Consider the following 19,211-nt stretch of genomic DNA (forward strand, 5'->3'; position numbering starts at 1 on the left):
GGCTCAGCGCACACCCCAGGAGTAGGTCTGCTTGGCGAGCTTGAGGTACATGAACGTCTCCGTGCTGCGTACGCCGGGCACCGACCGGATGCGGCCCGAGACGAGGTCGAGCAGCTCCTCGTCACCGGTGCTGACCACCTCGCAGAGGACGTCGTAGGTGCCGGCGGTCATCACGACGTAGATGACCTCCTCCATGGCGGTGAGCTTCTCCGCGACCGACTCGACCGGCCCGTCCACGTGGATCCCGACCATCGCCTGGCGCGCGAAGCCGAGCTGCAGGGGGTCGGTGACGGCGACGATCTGCATGATCCCGGCCTCGGTGAGCCGCTGCACCCGCTGGCGCACCGCCGCCTCGGAGAGGCCCACCGCCTTGCCGATCGCGGCATAGGAACGGCGGCCGTCCTGCTGGAGCTCCTCGATGATCGACTTGGAGACGTCGTCGAGGCCTGGGATGCCCTTGCTCGCAGGGGAGGTCTTGTCGATCATGCGGCTCATCGTCACCGCCCGCACCGTGCATGGCAAGTCTGAGAACGTCCCAGAAGTCACGAAAACCGTTCCAGAGAGGTCGGCGACGTAACGGTTCCGTGGCATTCATGTGTCGCGGCGACGGAATCCCTTGTCAGGCTGCACCCGCCGTGTAAAAGTGTGCGCGACACGGAGGGAGTCCAGGTGGTCGGCTCAGGCAGTGGCAGTCGGAGAGCGCAGGGCGCCGGTCGACGTGCGAGCGGGCTGAGCTCCGCCATGTCGCCGGGACCGTCGCGCCGCACCCTGCTCAAGGGGGCGGGCTTCGCCGCCTTCGGCATCGGCAGCGCCGCCGTGCTCCCGCTGTTCGGGACGCCGTCGGCGGTCCAGGACCCCGCGGACTGCAAGGCCACCGACCTCTCGGCGTCGCAGAAGCGGCTGGTCGTCTCGAACTGGCCCGCCTACCTCGACGAGGCCGAGAAGGGCGAGCGGAACACCCTCGCGGACTTCGAGGCCCGCACCGGCATCAAGGTCGACTACACCGACGACGTCAGTGACAACGCGGAGTTCTTCGCCAAGGTCCGCAACCAGCTCGGCGACTGCCAGCCCATCGGTCGCGACCTGATGATGCTGACCGACTGGATGGCCGCCCGGATGATCGGCCTCGGTTGGGTCCAGCCGCTCGATCGCGACAAGGTGCCGAACCTGCACAAGAACCTGCTCGAGGCGCTGCGTGGCCGACAGTGGGACCCCGACCGCACCTACTCCGCGCCGTGGCAGACCGGCCTGACCGGCATCGCCTACAACGCCAAGCTGACCAAGCCGGTCGGCAGCTTCACCGAGCTGCTCACCCGCCCGGATCTCAAGGGCAAGATCACCCTGCTCTCGGAGATGCGGGACACGATGGCGTTCATGGTCAGGATCGAGGGCGGCGACCCCGACGACTTCACCAGGGACGAGTGGGACAACGCCATCGACAACATGCGAGGCGTGGTCCGGTCCGGCCAGGTGCGCGCCTTCACCGGCAACGAGTACATCCAGGACCTCACCGCCGGCAACATCGTCGCGTGCGAGGCCTGGTCCGGTGACGTGATCCAGGCCCAGTTCGACAACCCGGACATCAAGTTCGTGATCCCCGAGGAGGGGTTGTCGCTGTGGAGCGACAACATGCAGGTGCCCAACAATGCCCTGCACCAGGCCAACGCCGAGAAGTGGATCGACTACTACTACGAGCCGGCGGTCGCGGCGAAGCTGGCCGCCTGGGTGAACTACATCTGCCCGGTCGAGGGCGCGCGCGAGGAGATGATCAAGATCGACGACTCGCTGGTGGACAACCCGCTGATCTTCCCCAGCGAAGAGGATCTGAAGGACACGTTCGACTTCATGGTGCTCGACGACGAGCAGAACAAGCAGTACGAAGGAGACTGGTCGGATGTCACAGGTGGCTGAGTACCGGCAAGAGGCCGGCCCGGACAGCGGTTTCGAGGGCCTGCGCCTGCGCAGCCTGACCAAGGAGTTCGCCAGCTTCACGGCCGTGAAGTCGCTGGACCTCGACGTACCAAGTGGCTCGTTCTTCGCCCTGCTGGGTCCGTCCGGGTGCGGCAAGACCACCACCCTGCGGATGGTGGCCGGCCTGGAGACGCCGACCTCCGGCTCGATCGAGCTCAGCGGCAAGGACATCACCTGGGACAAGCCCTACCGGCGCCCGGTGAACACCGTGTTCCAGAACTACGCGCTGTTCCCGCACCTCGACATCTACGAGAACGTCGCCTTCGGCCTGCGCCGCCGCAAGGCCAAGGAGGTCGACACGAAGGTCCGCGAGATGCTCGAGCTCGTCGAGCTCGAGTCGCAGACCCGCAAGCGCCCACCCCAGCTCTCCGGTGGGCAGCAGCAGCGGGTCGCGCTCGCGCGGGCGCTGATCAACAGCCCCGAGGTGTTGCTGCTCGACGAGCCGCTGGGCGCGCTCGACCTCAAGCTGCGGCGCTCGATGCAGGTGGAGATCAAGCGAATCCAGAGCGAGGTCGGGCTGACGTTCGTGCACGTGACGCACGACCAGGAGGAGGCCATGACGATGGCCGACACCATTGCGGTGATGAACAAGGGCGTGATCGAGCAGATGGGTGCTCCGGCCGAGCTCTACGACAACCCGCAGACCACGTTCGTGGCCAACTTCCTGGGCCAGTCCAACCTGATCGAGGTCGAGGTCCGCGGACCCGACGGCGACTTCGTCACCGTCGACATGCAGGGCACGCTCGCCTCGATCCCCACCGCCCGGGCCCACGTCAGCGGAACTTCCGGTGAGAAGGCCTGGGTCGGCATCCGCCCCGAGAAGGTGCTGATCGCCGCGGTGGGCGAGACCATCGACGCGCCCGGCAACAGCATCCCGGGCGGCGTGGTCAGCGACGTCAGCTTCATCGGCGTCAGCACCCAGTACCTCGTCCGGATGCCGTGGGGGCAGGAGATACAGGTCTTCGAGCAGAACACCGGCAGGCGGCGGCTGTTCCGGCAGGGGGAGCCGGTCGACATCTCCTGGCGGCCTGAGTACGCCTTCCTGCTCGACCACAACCAGGACGCCTCGGCCGGGGTGGACAGGGTGGACGCGGCGTCGTGAGCGCCTCGACGGCGGCGGCTCCGGTCGCACCGGCCACGCCACCGGAGCAGCCGGACAGCCCGCCCCCGCGCAAGCGGTCGCGGGTGGGCTACTGGCTGCTGCTGCCGGGCCTGCTCTGGCTGGTCGTCTTCTTCGTGGTGCCGCTGTACTCCCTGGTCGCCACCAGCCTCTACGACCCGGACGGGTCGGTGCTGCAGGGCTACGACATGACCTGGGACTTCGGCAACTACCTCTCCGCTGTCCAGAACTACTGGCGGCCCCTGGTCCGCTCGCTGGTGTACGCCGGCATCGCGACCGTGATCTGCCTGGTGCTCGGCTACGTCCTCGCCTACGCGATCGCCTTCAAGTCGGGTCGCTGGAAGAGCCTGATGCTGGTGCTGGTGATCGCCCCGTTCTTCACCAGCTTCCTGGTGCGCACGCTCTCGTGGAAGCTGATCCTGGGCGACAACGGCTTCATCGTGAACACCCTGCAGTTCTTCCAGATCCTCGGTGACGACGGTCGTCTGCTCGCCACGCCGGTCGCTGTGATCGCCGGCCTGGTCTACAACTTCCTGCCGTTCATGGTGCTGCCGCTGTTCGCGAGCATCGACAAGATCGACCATCGCCTGATCGAGGCCGCCGGCGACCTGTACTCGCGGCCCATCGTCGGGTTCTTCAAGGTCACCTGGCCGCTGTCGCTGCCCGGCGTCGTCTCCGGCACCCTGCTGACCTTCATCCCGGCGGTGGGCGACTACATCAACGCCGAGCTGCTCGGCAGCCCGAGCCAGCGGATGATCGGCAACGTCATCCAGAACCTGTTCACCGACGCCAACGACTACCCGGCCGCCGGTGCCCTCTCGATGATGCTGATGCTGCTGATCCTGGTGATGGTGCTGTTCTACATCCGCCGCGCGGGGACCGAGGAGCTGCTCTGATGTCTGTGCTGCAACGGATGGGCCGCTGGGTCGGCCAGCACCTGGTGCTGATGGGCGGCCTGCTGGTCATCGTCTACATGTTCATCCCGATCTTCGTGGTCGTCCTGATGAGCTTCAACAAGCCGAAGAGCAAGTTGATCTACCGCTTCGACTCGTTCACGCTGCAGAACTGGCTGAACCCCTGCCAGGACGGGAGCATGTGCAGCGCCCTGGGTCGCAGCATCCAGATCGGGCTGCTCGCCACGGTGGTCGCGACGATCCTCGGCACCCTGATGGCCTTCGCCCTGGTCCGGCACCGGTTCGCCGGCCGGTCGGGGGCGAACCTGCTGATCTTCCTGCCGATGGCCTCGCCCGAGATCGTGATGGGCTCCTCGCTGCTCGCTCTGTTCGTCGCCGCGGGCTTCGGCGGCCAGCTCGGCTTCTGGACGATCCTGATCGCCCACATCATGTTCTGCCTGTCGTTCGTGGTGGTGACCGTGCGCGCCCGGCTGGCCGGGCTGGACGACAACCTGGAGCAGGCGGCGATGGACCTCTATGCCACCGAGGCGCAGACCTTCCGGCGGATCACGCTGCCGCTGGTCTTCCCCGGCATCCTCGGCGCCGCGCTGCTGTCGTTCTCGCTGTCCTTCGACGACTTCATCATCACCAACCTCACCGCGGGCAACACGACCACGTTCCCGATGTATGTATGGGGTGTGGCCCAGCGCGGCGTGCCGATGCAGGTCAACGTCGTGGGCACGGTGATGTTCGTGATCTCGATCGCGATCGTGGTCGGGGTCGAGCTGAACCGCCGGCGGCAGGAGAAGGCGCTCGCCTGAGCATGCCTGCTGATCACGTGACTGCCACCCTTCGGTCGGCCAGCCCGACGCCGTACTGGTTCGACGACCCGCAGAAGCCTCCGGTCCTGCCCGGATCCGCCGTGCTCTCCGGCGCCGACTCGGCCGACCTCGTGGTCGTCGGCGGCGGCTACCTCGGGCTGTGGACGGCCCTGCTCGCCAAGGAGCGCGACCCCGACCGCGACGTGCTCCTGCTCGAGGGGGCGACGTGTGGCCACGCCGCCAGCGGGCGCAACGGCGGCTTCTGCGAGTCCAGCCTGACCCACGGGTTCGGCAACGGTCTCTCCCGGTGGCCGGGGGAGATGGAGGTGCTGCTCGCGATGGGCCGGGAGAACCTCGACGGCATCGAGCGCACCGTCGAGGAGCACGACATCGACTGCGACTTCCTCCGCACCGGCACCCTGGCGGTGGCGACCGAGGCGCACCAGGTGGCCGAGCTGCGCGAGGAGTGGGAGCAGATGCGGTCCCTCGGCATGGGCAGCACCTGGCTCGACCGCGACCAGGTGCGCGAGCGGGTGGACTCGCCGACGTTCCTGGCCGGCGTACATGATCCGGACGTGGCGATCCTCGAGCCGGCCCGACTTGTGTGGGGGTTGCGAGACGCCTGCCTCTCGCTCGGAGTGCGGATCGCCGAGCAGACTCCCGTCACAGGACTCTCGTCGGTGACCGGGGGAGTCGAGGTGCGCACCGGCCTCGGCTCGGTCCGGGCGCGCCACGTCGTGCTGGCCACCAACGCGTTCCCGCCGCTGCTGCGCCGGCTGCGGCTGATGACGGTCCCGGTCTACGACTACGCACTGATGACCGAGCCGCTGACCGCCGCGCAGCGCGAGTCGATCGGCTGGCGCGGGCGCGAGGGAGTCTCGGACCTGAACAACCAGTTCCACTACTTCCGCACCACTCGCGACGGCCGGATCCTGTGGGGCGGGTACGACGCGATCTACCACTACGGGAGCGGGATCGGGCCGGAGCACGACCAACGGCTGGAGACCTTCGACGTCCTCGCCGACAACTTCTTCCGCACCTTCCCCCAGCTCGCCGGACTCGGCTTCAGCCATGCGTGGGGCGGCGTGATCGACACCTGCACCCGGTTCACGGCGTTCTACGGCACGGCGATGTCGGGACGTGTCGGCTACGCGGCCGGCTTCACCGGGCTCGGGGTCGGCGCCACCCGCTTCGCCGGCGACGTGCTCCTGGACCTGCTCGCCGGAGAGGACACCCCACGCACCCGGCTGGAGATGGTGCGCAAGAAGCCGGTCCCGTTCCCGCCCGAGCCGCTGCGCTGGGTCGGCATCGAGGCGACCCGTCGCTCCCTGGCCCGCGCCGACGCCAACGGAGGCAAGGAGAACCTCTGGCTCAAGGCGATGGGCAAGGTGGGGCTGGGCTTCGACTCCTAGTCGTGCAGGGCGCCGCCCGAGGATCAGCCCAGGGTGAGCCCGTGCTCCTCGAGTGCCTCCTGGATGATCCGGAGTGCCTTCGGGCCGACGCCGTGCAGCTCGGCGAGCTGCTTGCGGGGAACCCCGGCGAGCTCTCGCAAGGACCGGTAGCCGGCCTGGGTCAGGGCCCTGGTCGCGGGTCCTCCGATCCCTGGGAGCGAGCCCAGGTCCTCAGCCATGCGTGTGGTCCATGGATGTCCTCCGCCGTCGGGGGACTGATGGTCCAACGGGCTGCCATGCGGGCGCAAGGGCGGGGTGCCGCCCGGTGGCCGCTCAGCTGCCGGAGCCCCGGGCCCTGCCATCCGTCGGGAGCCGGGTCACCCGGTAGCCCCGGCTGAGCACCTTGGCGGCCTCCCCGTGGTCGGCGCGCAGGCGCTGGACCTCGGGATCCTTGGTCCAGAACTCCTCGAACTCGTCGGGGTCCAGGAAGCGCTCGGCGATCCGGTGCATGGCGATGTCGTGACGGACGTACTCGACGGCCACGAGCACGACCGCGGGGTCGTCGGTGTAGACGCCCCAGGCGCCGGTGGCGGTGAGGCCGCCGATCACGGCCTGCTGCCGGTCGGCCGCGGTGACCAGCAGCCGGCAGCCGAGGTTCTCCAGCACGACCTCGGGGGAGGAGTAGCGGTGGACGGTGGTGTGACCCACGGGGTCGGAGTCGGGACCGAAGCTGACCACGGAGGACTCCACCCCCGAGGCGGCCGCGTCCTTCATCAGCGACTTGAGCTCGGCGATCTCCTCGGGCCAGCCCGAGACGAACAGCTCGTGCCGCGCGGCCGAGACGACGTCCTTGGTGCGTTCCATCAGCGACGCCCGGCTCTCCATGCCGTGCAGCAGGTGGATGGCCGGCGGTGAGGCGATCTCGGGAAGCTGCTCGCTGAGGAGGTCGATGGACTGCTCGAACTCGCGGCGCATCCGTCCGAGCAGGGACGAGGGCGGCAGCGCGAGGTATCCCACGCCGCCCTCCTGTGCGCGCACCTCGTACGCCGCCCCGCGGGCGACCAGCTTGCTCAGGGTCTCGTAGACGGTGCTGCGAGGGACCCCGGAGCGCTTGGCCACCTCATAGCCGTTCAGGGGCTCTCCGCCCGCGACCAGGGCCAGGTAGGACTTGGCCTCGTAGCCGGACAGGCCGAGCCGCTGCAGCTCCGCGATCACCGCTTCGTGCGACATGCGTGGGCGTCCCTTCGAGGTCGTCGCTTGGGTCCCAGTCTCCCACGGGGGACCCGGCGAGAACGCAACTTGCCGATCACCGAGACCCGGTCACAGCTCGTGCTGGACGGCCCAGCGATCCCGCAGGATCGGGCGGATGTGCTCGTCGAGCAGGCGCAGGTGCCGGGGGTCGGTCGCGTAGACGGTGTAGCCGGAGGGACCCGAGAAGTCCACGGTCACGACGGCGTCCGCGTTGCCCTGGGCGAGCCCGGCGTCCTCTCCCACGACGAGCCGGCCGAGGTCGGAGATCTCCTCGCCGAACCTGCGCAGCGCCTCGATCGCGGAGGCCCGCTGCTCGGTGGTCGACTCGGTCGTCCACCGGAACATCACCACGTGCCTGAAGCTCATCGGGTGTCCTCCGCGAAGATCGCCGGGTAGGTGCCCCAGTAGGGCCTCGCGGTGTTCGCGTCGCGCTGGGCCGCACGCTCCGGGTCGCGGGCGACGCCGGCATCGAACATCTGCTGCACCGCCCCGGTCACGAGGCCGTAGAGGTGGGCCTCGGGGTCCGCTGACCCCACCACACCTGCGGCGAGGTCCTGGCCGATGCACACGTGCATCCCGGCGGCGAAGGAGAGCCCGAACGGGGCCACGCCGTGGGGGAGAGTGCGGTGCGGGTCGAAGTCGCCGGCGTTCGGCCCGAAGACGGCAGGGTCCCGGTTGACCTTCATCAGGTCGATCACCAGGGTCGCCCCGGCCGGCACCTCCATCCCCGACTTGAACCGCACCGGTGCCAGGGCCCGGCGCTTGCCGATCGGGCTGGACGGGTTCAGCCGCACGGTCTCGTGGATGCAGCGCTGGATGAACAGGCGGTCGGCGAGCAGCGGCCGGTCCTCGGGGTGCGTCTCGAGCCAGCCCAGGATGTGGTCGATCGAGCGGACGAAGGCGGTCGCGCTGGTGTGCGCGCCGGCCAGCAGGTAGAAGGCCACCTCCCGGCGGATCACCTCGTCGGTCAGCTCCAGGCTCTCCCGGTTGCGCAGCAGCACGGTGAGCACGTCGCGCGGCAGGTCCGCCTCGTCGACCTCGCCGGCCTCGAGCCGCGCGAGCAGGTCCTCGCGGCGGCGTACGGACGGGCTCAGGAACTCCGCGTCCCAGTCCAGGAGGCTCTGGTGGACGCAGGCGCGCTGCTCGACCTTGTCGCCGGTGAAGTGCGCCAGCGTGGCCCCCGAGATGAAGACCATCAGGTAGTCGTAGAGGCGCTGGGTCTCGGTCGTGGTGCCGAGCGGCCGGTCCACGCCCGCGGTGACCGCCGCCAGGTTGAGCATCAGCTCGTGGCCGAGGTGCACGAGGTCGACGTGCCCGTCGGCGACGTACGGCGCGAGGGTGTCCGCGATGACGGCGGGGAACAGCTCGCGTTCGTAGTGCTCGAAGGTGTCGCGGCGGAACATCTGGTTCTCGATGCGTCGCCGGCCCCGGTGCTCGGCCCCGTGGAGGTTCACGAGCACGTCGGCCATCACGACCTCGCCCTCGTCGTAGAGCGACTGGCGCAGGTCCTTGGCCCGGTAGGCCTCCTTGGCCTCCTCGAAGGTCTCCACCGTGAACACCTCTTCGACCATCGCGTCCTGGGTCATGTCGGCTTCTCCCCTCGGGTGCTTGCGCACAGCCCCCACAGCATGTAGTCGTTAGTACACACACGTCAAGCACCTGGGGGTCCGTGCGCCATGTCCGAAGCCCGCTCGGCGCCGCTCGCCGTGTTCTTCTCCGGCGGGGTCACCCACGACTTCGAGGCCACCAGCGCCCGGCTGTTCACGGTGCTCGCCGACGACGGGTGGCGCACCGTCGTGACGGAGACCGACGCCGACTTCGTCCGCTGGATGCCCTCGGCGGACCTGCTCGTGTTCAACACCTTGAGATGGACGATGCGGGTCCCGGAGCGTTACGCCGCCCAGGCCGCGGCACGCGGGTTCAGCCCCTCGGGCCCGATGCGTGACGGGGTCCTCGCCCACCTGGAGCAGGGCCGCGGGATCCTGGCGATGCACACGGCGAGCATCTGCTTCGATGACTGGGCCGACTGGGAGGCCCTGCTCGGAGCCGCCTGGGACTGGGACAGGTCCTCCCACCCGCCGGTGGGGCCGATCTCGGTGCGGGTCTGCGCGCACCCGTTGACGCACGGCCTCGACGACTTCGAGACCGACGACGAGGCCTACAGCGAGCTGCGCCTGGCCGACGACGTCCGGCCGCTGCTCACCACGCCGAACCAGGGACGCGAGCAGCCGCTGGCCTGGGTCCGGGAGTACGGCGGGGGGCGGGTCGCCCACGACGCGCTCGGGCACCACCTGCCCTCGTTCGACCCGCCCGCGCACCGCGAGCTGGTCCGCAGGCTGGCCAGGTGGGCCGGGGGCCTGGAGCTGCCCGGCTGAACCGATATGCGAGGTCGAGTGGCTAGGCAGCTAGCGCCGATTCGGGTGTCCGTCGCCTCACATCTGGGACAGCGCCACCATGTCGTCCTCGGTCAGGGCGAGCGTCTGCGTGAGCGGGCAGGCGGCCAGGAACCGCACCTGCTCGGAGGGGTGGATCTTGCGCTCGGGGATCGGCGTGACCAGGTCGATCCGCTTGCCCCGGCTGATCACCTCGTGGAACCGCGTCTTGTCGTTGAGCAGCTTGATGTTGCCCAGCGGGTCCCCGTCGAAGACCAGCACGTCGGCGAGCCAGCCCTCCTGCAGCGTGCCGACCTCGCCCTCGCGCCGCATCGCCATGCCGCCGTTGCCGGTGGCGGCGACGATGGCCTCCATCGGGGAGAGCCCGGCGTACTCGACGAGGAGCTCGAGCTCGCGGGCGTGCCACTCCCCGACCGGGGTGACGGCGAAGCCGGTCTCGGACCCCGCCAGGATCTTCACGCCCTCCTGGTGGGCCTTGTGGATCATCTGGCCGGTCGACTCGATCTCGGCGCGGAACATGTCGAGCAGCTCGGGGGCAGTGCCGATCTTCGAGCCGTAGTCGGCCAGGTTGCCCAGCAGGGTGAACGTCGGGCACAGCGCCGAGCCGTTCTCGATCACGGCCTCGAGGGCGTCGTCGTCCATGTAGGAGGCGTGGTAGATCAGGTCCATCCCGGCCAGCGCCGACTCCTTGGTGCTGCTGGAGTTGCGGCAGTGGCCGACCACGAGGGTGTTCAGCTCGTGCGCGGTGTCGCAGACGGTCCGGATCTCGTCCTGGGTCCAGACCTTGACCTCGGGCCCCTTCTGAGACGGGATCACGCCGGTGACGTGCACCTTGATCCAGTCCACGCCGTACTTGATCTGGCGGCGGATCTCGCTGACCATCACGCTGCGGTTCGGTACGACGGTCGCGTACGCCGTGCGCCCCTCGTCCTTGATCAGCCGGCCGGCCGTGCCTCCCACCGACGTCATCAGCGCGTTGCCGCCCGAGGTCATCCGGGGACCCTCGACGATCCCGGCCTCGATGGCGTCGCGCAGCTCGACGCCGATGTTCCACAGGCAGTCGGCGTCCAGGACGCCGGTGACCCCGGCACGCAGCACCTTGCGTGCGTTGTAGGCCGAGAGCATCGAGCTGTAGGCCTCGGTGCGGTGGAAGAACAGCTCGTCGTTGCCGGTGGGCTCTCCGAAGCTGAGGTGGGTGTGCGCGTCGATCAGGCCGGGCATCACGGTCTTCCCGGTGGCGTCGACCTCCACGACGTCGGTGCGCTCGGCCACGGCGTCCAGCGCAGCCTGGCCCATCGCCACGATCCTGTCCCCGGAGATCAGCAGGCCGAGGTTCGGCTCCGGTACGGCGCCGGTGCCGTCGATCAGGGTCCCGCCTCGGATCAGAAGATCGCTCATCAGTCTCTCCTCGCTACGTCGTGGGCAGTCGGTTCCGGGAGGTGCACGGGCCGGGCGGGCTCCCGGCAGGTGGGCTCAGGCATGGGTCACTCCCAGTCCCAGGCCGCCGTCGACGGTGAGCACGTTGCCGGTCGCCCACTCGGCGCGGACGAGGTACTCGACGGCCTCGGCCATCTCCTCCACCGTGCCGATCCGGCCCAGGGCGTGGGCGGAGGCGAGCCCCTTGAGCCGTTCCTCGGCCTGGGTCGAGTCGCCGAGCCCCGCGCGCTGGTTCAGCTCGGTGAACACGGCTCCCGGCCGTACGCAGCTCACCCGCACCTGGTCAGGGCCGAGCTCGGCCGCCAGCACTCCGGTGAGGGTCTCCAGCGCGCCCTTCGTGGCGGCGTACGGCGAGGCCCCGGGGAACGCCCGCTGGGTGTGCACCGACCCGAAGAACACCACGGCGCCCCGGCTGCGGCGCAGGTGGGGGAGGGCGTCGCGCAGCAGCTGCACGGGGCCGACCACGTTGGCGTGGAAGAGCGCGAGCATCTCCGACTCGTCGAGGGACTCCACCGGGCCGCGGTACATGTTGCCGGCAGCGTTGACGAGGGCGTCGATCCCGCCGCCGTGCTCCACGGCGGCGTCGACGAGCTGGGCGCGGTCGGTCGCGACGGTCACGTCGGCCTGCACTGCCAGGCACCTGGGTCCGAGCGACTCCGCCACGGCGGCGACCTTCTCGCTGCGGCGGCCCGCGATGGTGACCCTGGCGCCGAGCCCGACGAAGTGGCGTGCCACTCCCTCGCCGATCCCTGATCCGCCGCCGGTGACGACCACCGAGATCCCGTCCACTGGGCGCACTGTGTCTCTCCTAGTCCGAGTTCGCTCGCGAGTGTGAGGGCGGTGAGGGCCGGGGCCCTCAGTCCTGCCCGGGGGAGTCGACGCTCCTGGGCCGGGCGAGCCCGGCCAGGGTGGCCTTGGTGATGCCGCCGTCGACGACGAGGTTCTGTCCTGAGACGTACGACGCCTGGTCCGAGCCGAGGAACAGCACGGCCCCGGCGATGTCCTCCGCGGAGCCGAGGCGGCCCAGGGGGACGTGGGAGGTGCGCTGGGCACGGGTGACGGGATCGGCGTAGATCGGCTCCGACATGCCGGCGTCGATCAGGCCGGGGGAGACCGTGTTCACCCGGATTCCGTGCTCGGCCCACTCCAGCGCCATCTGCTCGGTCAGCCGGATCACCGCGGCCTTGCTGGAGGTGTAGGACCCGGCGTTGATGGCTGCGGCGACCCCGTTGATCGAGGCCAGGTTGACGATGCAGCCACCGCCGGCACGCGCCATCAGACGCGCCGCGGAGCGGGCAACGACGAAGGTTCCGGTGAGGTTGAGGTGCAGTGCCGCCTCCCAGTCGGCCACGCTGAGGTCGAGCAGCGGGCCGAAGCGCACCATCCCGGCGTTGTTCACCACCAGGGCAGGGACCTCGGGAAGCGCAGCCAGGGCCTCGGCCACGGCGGCCTCGTCGGTGACGTCGACGACCGTTCCCCGCACCCCCTCGACGCGGGTGGTCAGGGCGTCCAGTCCGGCGCCGTCGATGTCCCACGCCGCGACGCGGTACCCCGCCTTGGCCGCGTGCTCCGCGACCACCGCGCCGATGCCGCTCGCGGCCCCGGTCACCACGGCCCAGGTCGTCCCGGGACCCGTGTCGGCCGGCATCACTGCGCCGACCCGAGGAGGACGGGGTAGGTGCCGAAGTGCTCGCGCTCGGTGTTCGGGTCGCGGGTCGGCGGATGCTGGGGATCGCGGCGAGCGTTGTTGTCCAGCAGCGCCCTGACCATCAGGGGGACGGTGCCGAGCACGTGGTCGGCGCTCGCCTCGGGGCGCGGGACGGTGCCGCCGTCGAGCTCCATGCCGATGCAGGCGTGCATGCCCCCACCGAAGGTGTGCCCCCAGGGCTGCACCCCGTCAGGCACCACCCGGTCGGGGTCGAACTTTGCTGCGTTCGCGCCGAAGACCTCGGAGTCCCGGTTGGCGGCGCGCAGGTCCATGTTGACCGAGGCTCCGGCCGGGATCACGCGACCGTCGCGCAGGGTGATGTCGGTCAGCGCCCGCCGCCACGCGACGGGGCTGGCGGGGTGCATCCGGAACGCCTCGTGGACGCAGCGCTGCAGGAAGACGTCGTCGTCGAGCCGGTCGAGCTCGTCGGGGTGCTCCTCGCACCAGGTGAAGATCTCGTCGACGGAGTGCGCGAACGCGTTGGCGGTGCTGTGCGAGCCGGCCTGGAGGTAGAACACGACCTCGCGACGGATCACCTCGGGGGTCAGCTCCAGGGCGTCGACGTTGCGCAGCAGCGCGGTGAGCACGTCGCGCGGCAGGTCCGCCTCCTCGATCTCTCCGTTCTCGAGCTGCGCCAGGAGTGCCTGCCGACGGGTGATCGAGGGTGCCAGGAAGACCTCGCTGAAGTGCTCCAGGACCTCGGCCACCTCGGCGTTGACCTCGTCGTGGTCGCGCGTGGAGTGGACGAGGACGGCGCCCTCGCTGAACTTGACCGTGAACCCCAGCAGGGCCTCGGTCTCCTCCGCGGTTCCCAGGGGGCGGTCGACCCCGGCCACCTGCGCGGTGAGGTTCATCGTGATCCGGTAGCCGAGCTCGATCAGGTCGCCGCGGCCGGCGGCGACGTACGGCGCCATCGCCTCCTCGATCAGGCCGGGCACCACCTCGGCCTCCCACCAGCGGAACGTGCCCCGGCGGAACAGCCGGTTCTCCAGGCGCCGACGGGCCTGGTGCGCGGACCCGTGCAGGTCGAGCAGGCAGTCGGCCATCACCACGCCGCCGGCGTCGTACAGCGCCTGGCGCAGCTCGCGCTGCCGGAAGGCGTCCCACACCTCGTGGTAGCCGGTCAGGTCGGTGGGGGTGCCCGCGACGGGACAGTGGTCGACCGTCAACAGGGCCTCCGAACAAGCGGCGTGTAGTTCCTAACGACGATAGGTCTTCCGTGGGGGACTGTCCACCCGTATGGTCCCGCAGATGGAACCTTTGCTGCCGGTCATCGACGTGCACGCCCACGCGGTGCTCGAGGAGTCCCTGGGCGCAGCGGGGTCGGACGGCCCGGAGCTCAGCCCGGACCCGGAGCGGCCCTGGTTCCGCGTCGGCGGCTACGTGCTCGAGGGGGTGCGCTACCGCAACAGCCCGTTCATGGATCCCGACCTGCGGATCGCGCAGATGGACGCCGCCGGGATCGACGTGCAGCTGCTCTCGCCCAACCCGCTGACCTACTTCGGCGACTTGGACCCGGTCACCGCCGCGGACTACTGCCGCCGCCACAACGACGCCCTGGCGGCCGTGGTGGCGCGGCACCCGGGACGCCTCCTCGGCGCGGCCCAGCTGCCGACCCAGGACCTGGCAGCGGCCGCCGCGGAGCTGGGGCGAGCGGTCCGCGACCTGGGCCTGGTCGCGGCGTACGTCGACACCGATCCCGGCCGGACCCTGGACCATCCCGAGATGGACCCCTTCTACGAGGCCGTCGTGGACCTCGACGTGCCGCTGTTCGTGCACCCCTCGCCGCTCGGCCCGGACGGGCCACCGGCCGACCCGCGGCTGCGCCGCTTCGACCTCGACCTGCTGCTGGGCTTCGCCTACGACGAGACCCTGGCCGTGGCCGCGCTGGTCTTCGGAGGGGTGCTCGAACGGCACCCCGGTCTCGACGTGTGCGTCTCGCACGGTGGGGGAGCCACCGCGCTGCTCGCGGGCCGGTTCGAGAGCGCGACCCAGCGCCGCGCATGGGCCGGCCCGCACCTGCAGGACGGCGGGTTCGAGGACCACCTGCGAAGGATCTGGTTCGACACCCACGTGCACAGCGACCGTGCCCTGGACTGCCTGATCGACGCCGTGGGGTCGGAGCGCCTCGTCTACGGGACCAACTTCGCCGGCTGGGACGGCGGCACCGCCCCCGAGCCCGCGCTCAGTGACACGCTCTCCCATAACGCCACCCGGCTGCTGCGGCTGTGAGTGCCGGACTCACCAGGTGGGGACCTCGCGGGCGCCGTCGCGCAGGGTGATCGCCCCGGACGGGCAGTTCCGCGCGATCTCCAGGAGCCGGGGGTCCGGGATCGGCGCCGGGTCCGCGAGCACCTCGGCGATGTCGTCGTCGTCGAAGCCGAAGACGGCAGGGGCGTCCGCGACGCACTTGCCCGAGCTGATGCACAGGTCCTGGTCCAGGTGCACGGTGTAGGCCATCGGTCGTCCTCTCCTTTGATCCTCCGCGGTCCTTGATCCTCCGCGGGCGCCGGTCGTCGCTGTCGGCGTACGGCTCAGCCGGCGGCCATGGCGGTGAGCGAGCGCTCCACGAGCACCCTGCTCAGGTGCCTGCGGTAGTCGGCCTCGGCGGCCAGGTCGCTGGTCGGCGCGGTGCCCTCGTCGGCCAACTGGGCCGCCTCGTGGTGCGACGCTCCGTCACGCAGCGCCTGCTCCACCGCGGTGGCCCGGCACGGCACGGCCGCCATGTTCACCAGCCCGATCCGGGGCGCGTCGCCGCCCACCGCGGCTACTCCCACGATCGCCCAGTCCTGGCTGCGGCGACGGAACTTCTGGAAGTCGCAGGGGAGCCCCTCGGTGCTGGGCACCCTGACCTCGATCAGGATCTCGTCGGGGGCCAGGGCGGTCTCCCAGAAGTCGACGAAGAAGTCGGCAGCGGAGACCTCGCGGCCTCCGGCGGGTCCGGTGACGACCACGACGGCGTCGAGGGCCAGCAGCGTGGCCGGCAGGTCGGCGGCGGGGTCCGCGTGTGCCAGCGACCCTCCGATCGTGCCGCGGCTGCGCACCTGGGGGTCACCCACGGTGGCCGCTGCCCTGGACAGCAGTGGCGCCAGCCGCTGGACCAGCGGGCTGCGCTCGAGCTCGCGGTGGCGTACGCCGGCACCGATCCGCAGGCCGTCGCCGGACTCCTCGATCCCGCCGAGCTCGGGGAGCTGCCGGATGTCGACCAGCACGGAGGGGTTCGCCAGCCGCAGCTTCATCAGCGGCAGCAGCGAGTGGCCGCCGGCGAGCAGCTTCGCCTCCTCGCCGTGCTCGACGAGCAGCTTGCTCGCCCCCTCCACGGAGTCGGCCCGCACGTAGTCGAACCGCGCCGGGATCATCGCGCCACCGCCTCGTCGGCGGACGCGTCGCGTTCACGACGGGCGACTGGCCCCGGGCCTCCGTTGGCGGCCGCCCACTGCACCGACTCCACGATCATCTCGTAGCCGGTGCACCGGCACAGGTTGCCCTCGAGCCCCGAGCGGATCGTCTCCGCGCTGGGGTCGGGCTCGTCGAGGAGCAGGCTCGTGGAGGCCATCAGCATGCCGGGCGTGCAGTAGCCGCACTGCAGCCCGTGGCACTGCCGGAAGCCCTCCTGGACCGGGCTGAGCTCGCCCTCGTGGGCGAGGCCCTCGACCGTGACGACCGAGGACTGCGCCGCCGAGACCGCGAGCACGGTGCAGGACTTGACCGCCTCGCCGTCGAGCAGCACCGTGCAGGCGCCGCAGTTCGAGGTGTCGCAGCCGACGTGGGTCCCGGTCAGCCCGAGCTGCTCGCGCAGCAGGTGCACGAGCAGCAGCCGCGGCTCCACGCTCACCTGGACGGGCAGTCCGTTCACCGTCAGGTTCACCGTGTCGTTCATGCGCGCTCCTTCTCCTGCGATTCGTTGCGGGCGGCCTGGATCGTGCGCCACACCTTCTGGGAGGTCAGTGGCATGTCCAGGGTGCGCACGGCGTACGGCGCCAGTGCGTCCAGCACCGCGTTCACCACTGCCTGCGGTGCGGCCGTGGCGCCGGCCTCGCCGAGCCCCTTGGCGCCCAGAGCGTTGAACGAGGTCGGGATCTCGAGGTGCGAGGTCTCGATGGAGGGCATGTCGGGAGCCGTCGGGACCATGTAGTCCACCAGCGTGGAGGTCAGTGGCTGGCCGTTCTCGCCGTACCGCACTTCCTCGAGCAGCGCCTGGGCGATGCCCTGGACGACGCCGCCGTGCACCTGCCCCCGGGCGAGCAGCGGGTTGATCACCACGCCGCAGTCGTCGATCGCGACGTACCTGACCACCTCGACCTCCCCGGTGTCCTGGTCGATCTCGACCACGCACCCGTGCGCACCGCTGGGGTAGCTGAGGTTCTTGGGCTCGTGGTAGCTGGTGAACTCCAGGCCCACCGGGCTGTCCTCGGGCAGCCGGTGCGGCTTGTAGGCGCTCAGCGCGACCTCCGCGAGGCTGATCGTGGAGTCGGGCGCACCGCGGACCCCCAACGCGCCCGGTCGCATCTCGATGTCCTCCACCGAGGCCTCGAGCAGGTGCGCGGCGACCTCGCGGAGCCGGTCTGCGAGCCGGGCGGTGGCCATCTTCACCGCCGGGGCGGCGACCGGCATCGCGCGGCTGCCCATGGTGCCGATGCCCTCCTGGACCCGGCCGGTGTCGCCGTGGACGACGTTCACCGACTCGAACGGGACCGCCCCACCGAGTGCGTCCACCGCGATCTGGGCCATCACCGTCTCGTGGCCCTGGCCGTGCGGGCTGGTGCCGATGGAGAGGGTCAGGGACCCGTCCGGGCTCATCTGGGCGGTGGCGGACTCCCAGCCGCCGACGTACCCGAAGGCCTCGAAGAACGCCGAGGGGCCGAAGCCGGCCATCTCCACGAACACCGACGTGCCGACGCCGAGGAGTCGGGCGCCCGGGGTCGCGCGGCGTTCCTCCTGCTCACGACGCAGCCCCTCGTAGTCGAGGGCCTCGAGGAGCATCGAGTGCAGCTTCGGGTAGTCGCTCTCGTCATAGACGACGACCGGGAACTGCGCGGCGTAGGGCATCTCCTCGGGCTGGATGAAGTTGCGCCGGCGCACCTCTGCGGGGTCGATGCCGAGGTCGAAGGCGATCACGTCCATCAGCCGTTCGATCAGGTACGCCGCCTCCGGCCGCCCGGCACCGCGGTAGGCGGCCACCGGCGTCGTGTTCGTGGTGACGCTGCGGAACGAGGCGCCGATCTTGGGGATCTTGTAGCACCCCTGGGACATGAAGATCGTCAGCGTGGGCAGGCCGCTGCCGGTGACGTCGGGCCAGGCGCCGCAGTCCTGGATGATCTTGAGCTGCATCGCGAGCAGCTTCCCGTCGTCGTCGTACCCGACGTCGAGGTCCTGCACCTGGGCGCGGCCGTGGGTCATCGCGACCAGGCTCTCGCTGCGGGTCTCGACGTACTTCACCGGACGCCCCAGGCGTCGGGACAGCTCCACGGTGAGGATGTACTCGGGGTAGAAGCTGGCCTTGGACCCGAACGCCCCGCCGACGTCGGGTGCCACCACCCGCACCTGGTGCTGGGCGAGCCCGAACATCGTGCACAGCTCGTTGCGGATGGGGTGCGGTGCCTGCACCGTGGCCCAGAGGGTGAGCCGGTCGCCGCTCCACTCCGCCACGCAGCCGATCGGCTCTACCGGCACCGGGGCCACGCGCTGGTTGTGGATGCGCAGCGACGAACGTCGGGGAGCGGCGTCGAGCTCGGCCTGGGCGTCGTCCTCGGTGAGCGGGACCTCCATCACCACGTTGCTCGCCATGTTCGGCACGATCGGGGCGGCTCCCTCGGCCATCGCGGCATCGATGGTGCTGAGCACCGGGAGCTCCGCGTAGTCGACGCTGACCAGCTCGACGGCATCGGCCGCGACGTAGCGGTCGGTCGCCACCACGACAGCGACCGGCTCCCCGACGAACCGCACGGTGCCCTGGGCCAGGCACGGACGCTCCATGCCCGGGACGGACCTGGTGAACGGGAGACCGGGCAGGTCCTCGGCGGTCCACACGCCCAGCACGCCGGGCAGCGCCCGCGCCTCGCTGGTGTCGACCTGCTCGATCCGCCCGTGCGCCACAGGGCTGCGCACGTAGGCCATCACCACGGTCCCGGCGAGCCGGACATCGTCGACGAACTGGCCCCGTCCGGTGAGCAGGGCCGGGTCCTCCTTGCGCAGTACCGAGGTGCCGATCAACGCCGTCATGGTG

Annotated in this window: 20 protein-coding genes; 7 read left to right on the forward strand and 13 right to left on the reverse strand. The window is 70.4% G+C overall.

Going from position 1 to position 19,211, the window contains the following annotated elements:
* Nucleotides 1–3: 3 nt before the first annotated feature.
* Nucleotides 4–495, reverse strand: a complete 492-nt coding sequence (locus AC4BGC_RS20675) for an Lrp/AsnC family transcriptional regulator (RefSeq protein WP_490557470.1) — start codon at nucleotides 493–495, stop codon at nucleotides 4–6.
* Nucleotides 496–741: 246 nt separating this feature from the next.
* Here AC4BGC_RS20675 and AC4BGC_RS20680 point away from each other — a divergent pair, with 246 nt between their 5' ends.
* The 5 genes from AC4BGC_RS20680 to AC4BGC_RS20700 are packed head-to-tail and all read left to right on the forward strand — an operon-like array spanning nucleotide 742 to nucleotide 6,217.
* Nucleotides 742–1,911, forward strand: coding sequence for an ABC transporter substrate-binding protein (locus AC4BGC_RS20680; protein WP_490557471.1), 1,170 nt, complete (start codon nucleotides 742–744; stop codon nucleotides 1,909–1,911).
* A complete protein-coding gene (locus AC4BGC_RS20685; protein ID WP_490557472.1) occupies nucleotides 1,895–3,073 on the forward strand; it encodes an ABC transporter ATP-binding protein in 1,179 nt (392 codons plus the stop codon). Before AC4BGC_RS20680 ends, AC4BGC_RS20685 begins: the two co-directional genes overlap by 17 nt.
* Nucleotides 3,070–3,987 carry an ABC transporter permease gene (locus AC4BGC_RS20690; protein WP_490557473.1) on the forward strand — a complete coding sequence of 306 codons (918 nt, stop codon included), beginning with the start codon at nucleotides 3,070–3,072 and terminating at the stop codon, nucleotides 3,985–3,987. The genes AC4BGC_RS20685 and AC4BGC_RS20690 overlap by 4 nt, the downstream gene beginning before the upstream one ends.
* Nucleotides 3,987–4,805, forward strand: a complete 819-nt coding sequence (locus tag AC4BGC_RS20695) for an ABC transporter permease (RefSeq protein WP_490557474.1) — start codon at nucleotides 3,987–3,989, stop codon at nucleotides 4,803–4,805. Before AC4BGC_RS20690 ends, AC4BGC_RS20695 begins: the two co-directional genes overlap by 1 nt.
* Nucleotides 4,806–4,822: 17 nt before the next feature.
* A complete protein-coding gene (locus AC4BGC_RS20700; protein ID WP_490557475.1) occupies nucleotides 4,823–6,217 on the forward strand; it encodes an NAD(P)/FAD-dependent oxidoreductase in 1,395 nt (464 codons plus the stop codon).
* 23 nt (nucleotides 6,218–6,240) lie between these two features.
* Here AC4BGC_RS20700 and AC4BGC_RS20705 read toward each other — a convergent pair whose 3' ends face one another.
* The 4 genes from AC4BGC_RS20705 to AC4BGC_RS20720 form a co-directional block, all read right to left on the reverse strand.
* Complete coding sequence (locus AC4BGC_RS20705) at nucleotides 6,241–6,435, reverse strand: helix-hairpin-helix domain-containing protein (RefSeq protein ID WP_490557476.1); 195 nt, start codon at nucleotides 6,433–6,435, stop codon at nucleotides 6,241–6,243.
* 94 nt (nucleotides 6,436–6,529) lie between these two features.
* Nucleotides 6,530–7,426: a TrmB family transcriptional regulator gene (locus AC4BGC_RS20710; RefSeq protein WP_490557477.1), complete on the reverse strand. Its 897-nt coding sequence runs from the start codon at nucleotides 7,424–7,426 to the stop codon at nucleotides 6,530–6,532.
* 90 nt (nucleotides 7,427–7,516) lie between these two features.
* Nucleotides 7,517–7,813 (reverse strand): Dabb family protein, encoded by a 297-nt coding sequence (locus AC4BGC_RS20715; RefSeq protein ID WP_490548727.1) that lies wholly within the window; start codon nucleotides 7,811–7,813, stop codon nucleotides 7,517–7,519.
* A complete protein-coding gene (locus tag AC4BGC_RS20720) occupies nucleotides 7,810–9,033 on the reverse strand; it encodes a cytochrome P450 (protein ID WP_490557478.1) in 1,224 nt (407 codons plus the stop codon). The genes AC4BGC_RS20715 and AC4BGC_RS20720 overlap by 4 nt, the downstream gene beginning before the upstream one ends.
* Before the next feature lie 90 nt (nucleotides 9,034–9,123).
* Between AC4BGC_RS20720 and AC4BGC_RS20725 the strand changes: the two genes are divergently transcribed.
* Nucleotides 9,124–9,822 carry a ThuA domain-containing protein gene (locus tag AC4BGC_RS20725; RefSeq protein ID WP_490557479.1) on the forward strand — a complete coding sequence of 233 codons (699 nt, stop codon included), beginning with the start codon at nucleotides 9,124–9,126 and terminating at the stop codon, nucleotides 9,820–9,822.
* Nucleotides 9,823–9,879: 57 nt separating this feature from the next.
* Here the strand turns inward: AC4BGC_RS20725 and AC4BGC_RS20730 are convergent, their stop codons facing one another.
* The 4 genes from AC4BGC_RS20730 to AC4BGC_RS20745 form a co-directional block, all read right to left on the reverse strand.
* Nucleotides 9,880–11,238 (reverse strand): metal-dependent hydrolase family protein, encoded by a 1,359-nt coding sequence (locus tag AC4BGC_RS20730; RefSeq protein ID WP_490548730.1) that lies wholly within the window; start codon nucleotides 11,236–11,238, stop codon nucleotides 9,880–9,882.
* A 75-nt stretch (nucleotides 11,239–11,313) separates the two neighbouring features.
* Nucleotides 11,314–12,075, reverse strand: coding sequence for an SDR family NAD(P)-dependent oxidoreductase (locus AC4BGC_RS20735; protein ID WP_490557480.1), 762 nt, complete (start codon nucleotides 12,073–12,075; stop codon nucleotides 11,314–11,316).
* Nucleotides 12,076–12,133: 58 nt separating this feature from the next.
* Nucleotides 12,134–12,925, reverse strand: a complete 792-nt coding sequence (locus AC4BGC_RS20740; protein WP_490557481.1) for an SDR family NAD(P)-dependent oxidoreductase — start codon at nucleotides 12,923–12,925, stop codon at nucleotides 12,134–12,136.
* Entirely contained in the window at nucleotides 12,925–14,154 is a 1,230-nt protein-coding gene (locus AC4BGC_RS20745) for a cytochrome P450 (RefSeq protein ID WP_490548733.1), read from the reverse strand. Before AC4BGC_RS20745 ends, AC4BGC_RS20740 begins: the two co-directional genes overlap by 1 nt.
* A gap of 82 nt (nucleotides 14,155–14,236) precedes the next feature.
* Here AC4BGC_RS20745 and AC4BGC_RS20750 point away from each other — a divergent pair, with 82 nt between their 5' ends.
* Nucleotides 14,237–15,217: an amidohydrolase family protein gene (locus AC4BGC_RS20750; RefSeq protein ID WP_490557482.1), complete on the forward strand. Its 981-nt coding sequence runs from the start codon at nucleotides 14,237–14,239 to the stop codon at nucleotides 15,215–15,217.
* A gap of 9 nt (nucleotides 15,218–15,226) precedes the next feature.
* Here the strand turns inward: AC4BGC_RS20750 and AC4BGC_RS20755 are convergent, their stop codons facing one another.
* From AC4BGC_RS20755 to AC4BGC_RS20770, 4 genes are all read right to left on the reverse strand, one after another.
* Nucleotides 15,227–15,445: a ferredoxin gene (locus tag AC4BGC_RS20755; protein ID WP_490557483.1), complete on the reverse strand. Its 219-nt coding sequence runs from the start codon at nucleotides 15,443–15,445 to the stop codon at nucleotides 15,227–15,229.
* A gap of 74 nt (nucleotides 15,446–15,519) precedes the next feature.
* Nucleotides 15,520–16,344 carry an FAD binding domain-containing protein gene (locus AC4BGC_RS20760; RefSeq protein WP_490557484.1) on the reverse strand — a complete coding sequence of 275 codons (825 nt, stop codon included), beginning with the start codon at nucleotides 16,342–16,344 and terminating at the stop codon, nucleotides 15,520–15,522.
* Nucleotides 16,341–16,865: a (2Fe-2S)-binding protein gene (locus tag AC4BGC_RS20765; protein WP_490548737.1), complete on the reverse strand. Its 525-nt coding sequence runs from the start codon at nucleotides 16,863–16,865 to the stop codon at nucleotides 16,341–16,343. The genes AC4BGC_RS20760 and AC4BGC_RS20765 overlap by 4 nt, the downstream gene beginning before the upstream one ends.
* Entirely contained in the window at nucleotides 16,862–19,207 is a 2,346-nt protein-coding gene (locus AC4BGC_RS20770; protein WP_490548738.1) for a xanthine dehydrogenase family protein molybdopterin-binding subunit, read from the reverse strand. The genes AC4BGC_RS20765 and AC4BGC_RS20770 overlap by 4 nt, the downstream gene beginning before the upstream one ends.
* Between the last annotated feature and the right edge of the window lie 4 nt (nucleotides 19,208–19,211).

The sequence above is a fragment of the Nocardioides sp. Z38_18 genome, assembly GCF_058215695.1.

Excerpts from the sequence above, each read along its gene's own strand:
- AC4BGC_RS20725 (WP_490557479.1), top strand. The coding sequence starts at position 9,124 with ATGTCCGAAGCCCGCTCGGCGCCGCTCGCCGTGTTCTTCTCCGGCGGG.
- AC4BGC_RS20715 (WP_490548727.1), bottom strand. The coding sequence starts at position 7,813 with ATGAGCTTCAGGCACGTGGTGATGTTCCGGTGGACGACCGAGTCGACC.
- AC4BGC_RS20750 (WP_490557482.1), top strand. The coding sequence starts at position 14,237 with ATGGAACCTTTGCTGCCGGTCATCGACGTGCACGCCCACGCGGTGCTC.
- AC4BGC_RS20685 (WP_490557472.1), top strand. The coding sequence starts at position 1,895 with ATGTCACAGGTGGCTGAGTACCGGCAAGAGGCCGGCCCGGACAGCGGT.
- AC4BGC_RS20740 (WP_490557481.1), bottom strand. The coding sequence starts at position 12,925 with ATGCCGGCCGACACGGGTCCCGGGACGACCTGGGCCGTGGTGACCGGG.
- AC4BGC_RS20755 (WP_490557483.1), bottom strand. The coding sequence starts at position 15,445 with ATGGCCTACACCGTGCACCTGGACCAGGACCTGTGCATCAGCTCGGGC.
- AC4BGC_RS20705 (WP_490557476.1), bottom strand. The coding sequence starts at position 6,435 with ATGGCTGAGGACCTGGGCTCGCTCCCAGGGATCGGAGGACCCGCGACC.
- AC4BGC_RS20695 (WP_490557474.1), top strand. The coding sequence starts at position 3,987 with ATGTCTGTGCTGCAACGGATGGGCCGCTGGGTCGGCCAGCACCTGGTG.
- AC4BGC_RS20765 (WP_490548737.1), bottom strand. The coding sequence starts at position 16,865 with ATGAACGACACGGTGAACCTGACGGTGAACGGACTGCCCGTCCAGGTG.
- AC4BGC_RS20770 (WP_490548738.1), bottom strand. The coding sequence starts at position 19,207 with ATGACGGCGTTGATCGGCACCTCGGTACTGCGCAAGGAGGACCCGGCC.
- AC4BGC_RS20760 (WP_490557484.1), bottom strand. The coding sequence starts at position 16,344 with ATGATCCCGGCGCGGTTCGACTACGTGCGGGCCGACTCCGTGGAGGGG.
- AC4BGC_RS20680 (WP_490557471.1), top strand. The coding sequence starts at position 742 with ATGTCGCCGGGACCGTCGCGCCGCACCCTGCTCAAGGGGGCGGGCTTC.
- AC4BGC_RS20720 (WP_490557478.1), bottom strand. The coding sequence starts at position 9,033 with ATGACCCAGGACGCGATGGTCGAAGAGGTGTTCACGGTGGAGACCTTC.
- AC4BGC_RS20710 (WP_490557477.1), bottom strand. The coding sequence starts at position 7,426 with ATGTCGCACGAAGCGGTGATCGCGGAGCTGCAGCGGCTCGGCCTGTCC.
- AC4BGC_RS20675 (WP_490557470.1), bottom strand. The coding sequence starts at position 495 with ATGAGCCGCATGATCGACAAGACCTCCCCTGCGAGCAAGGGCATCCCA.
- AC4BGC_RS20730 (WP_490548730.1), bottom strand. The coding sequence starts at position 11,238 with ATGAGCGATCTTCTGATCCGAGGCGGGACCCTGATCGACGGCACCGGC.